We start from the raw sequence: 2,186 nt of genomic DNA, 5'->3' as shown, positions 1-2,186 counted from the left end.
CGGACATCCTCCAGGAGCTCCCCCACGACGAGCAGACCGAGATCGTGACCCGGCTCGAACTCGAACGGGCGGCGGACGTCCTCGAGGCGATGGACCCCGACGACGCCGCGGACCTGTTGGGGGAACTGCCGGAGAAGGACGCGGAGTCGTTTCTCGAGCTCATGCACCCGGACGGGTCCGCGCCGGTCCGGCGGCTGCTGACGTTCGACGCCGACACCGCCGGGGGGCTCATGACCCCGGAGCCCATCATCCTGTCGCCGCAGACGACCGTCGCGGAGGCACTGGCCCACTGCCGTAATCCCGACCTGAGCCCGGCGCTGGCGAGTCTCGTCTTCGTGGTCCGGTCCCCCACGGCCACCCCGACGGGGAAATACCTCGGCTGCGTCCACATCCAGGCACTGCTCAGGGAATTGCCGTCGACGATGGTCGCCGAGACCGTGGACACCAGCCTGTCCACCCTGCGCCCCACGGACTCCGTCGACTCGGTGACCAGGTTCTTCGCGACGTACAACCTCGTGTGCGGACCGGTCGTCGACGACGAGGGGCACCTGCTGGGGGCGGTGGCGGTCGACGATCTCCTCGACCACCTCCTCCCCGAGGACTGGCGTGACCTGGACCTGCATGACACCAGAGAGGTACGTCGGTGACCGAACCCGGCACACGCTCGGCGCTCTCGACTCCCGTCACCTCACGGCGGCCCCGCATCACAGTCGATCCCGACGCCGTGGGCCGATACAGCGAGGCCATCGCGCGCTTCTTCGGAACCGGCCAGTATCTGCTGATCCAGACGATCGTCGTCATCGTCTGGATCCTCATCAACGTCACGGTGGTGGCGCTGCGTTTCGACCCCTACCCGTTCATCCTTCTCAATCTCGCCTTCTCGACCCAGGCGGCCTACGCGGCGCCGTTGATCCTGTTGGCACAGAACCGGCAGGAGGACCGGGACAAGGAGTCCATCGCGGTGGACAGGTTGCGTGCGACCCAGACCAAGGCGGACACCGAGTTCCTGGCACGGGAGCTGGCCTCCGTCCGGCTCTCCGTGGGCGAGACGGTGACCCGCGACTACCTGCGCCGCGAGCTCGACGACCTGAAGAGCTCGGTCGAGCGGATCGAAGCCCTGCTCGCGACCCGCGATTGTGATGGCAGTAACACCGAACGGGGCAAAAACGATTCAGACACCAGGGGCCGGAGGTAGCGTCGACCCGCACGGCAGCGATGTCACGACGCACCCCGCTCGCGACACCGTCCGGACGTTGTAGGGGGAGCTTTGCGCAAGATCGCGCGCGATACTGATCGACGGGTACTGGCCAGCGCCGCGGTCGCCGCGGGAGTGATCGGCGTACTCACGGCCGTGAGCCTGACGATGGACCACAGTCGACCCACCGGTGCGTCCGGCATCGTCCAGGCGGCCGAGACCGCCGCCCAGGACCCGACGACCGCACCCGGTACCGCCTCCCCGACCTCCGAGACCCCGCCGCCGAGCGAGGCGGACGACCCCGGGGCCGCGCACATCGAGCCGGCGACGATCCCCGACGGCCCCCTGGGCATCCCCGGGATCGCCCTCGACGCCTACCACCGCGCCGCCGACCGCCTGAACATCGAGAAGCCCGCGTGCGAGATGGACTGGACCATCCTCGCGGGTATCGGTCAGGTCGAGTCCAACCAGGGACGAGGCCGCTTCGACGCGCAGGGCAACACCATCGGTCGGATACTCGGTCCCCGCCTGGACGGGTCCCTGCCCGGTACCGCCGTCATCACCGACACCGACGGCGGGAGGTTCGACGGCGACACCGAGTACGACCGGGCGGTCGGGCCCGTGCAGTTCATCCCGTCCACCTGGGCCGTGCTGGGCAGGGACGGCAACGGTGACGGCGTGGCCGACCCCAACAACATCTACGACGGCGCTCTCGCGGCCGCGACCCTGCTGTGCGGGCAGGGCGGCTCGATGGGCGACCCCGCGGCCCGCACCCGGGCCATCCTCGCCTACAACAACTCGCTCGCCTACGTCGCCAACGTCAACGCGTGGGCGCACGGCTACGCCGTCAACGCCTACCCGTTGCCCGCGGACCTGCCGGATATCCACAAGCCCGAGCCGATCGTGGAACCCCCGGCGACCCCCGACCACTGCCCGGACGGCTGGGAGGGACGACCCACCGCCCCACCGGCGCCTCCCCGGCCCGGAGAGC

General features: G+C 69.8%; 3 protein-coding genes. All 3 read left to right on the top strand.

The window, feature by feature from the left end; all coding sequences use genetic code 11:
- Positions 1 to 647: magnesium transporter MgtE N-terminal domain-containing protein (locus tag G6019_RS11420; RefSeq protein ID WP_182627617.1), on the top strand; the 647-nt coding region annotated here is incomplete at its 5' end.
- A complete protein-coding gene (locus G6019_RS11415) occupies positions 644 to 1,195 on the top strand; it encodes a DUF1003 domain-containing protein (RefSeq protein ID WP_107756744.1) in 552 nt (183 codons plus the stop codon). The genes G6019_RS11420 and G6019_RS11415, both read left to right, overlap by 4 nt.
- A 72-nt stretch (positions 1,196 to 1,267) precedes the next feature.
- A partial coding sequence (locus tag G6019_RS11410; protein ID WP_182627615.1) for a lytic transglycosylase domain-containing protein occupies positions 1,268 to 2,186 on the top strand: 919 nt, incomplete at its 3' end.

Source organism: Dietzia sp. DQ12-76 (assembly GCF_014145045.1).
Lineage (GTDB): Bacteria > Actinomycetota > Actinomycetes > Mycobacteriales > Mycobacteriaceae > Dietzia.
The sequence above is the reverse complement of the archived record's forward strand: the minus strand, read 5'-3'. Positions and strand labels throughout refer to the sequence as shown.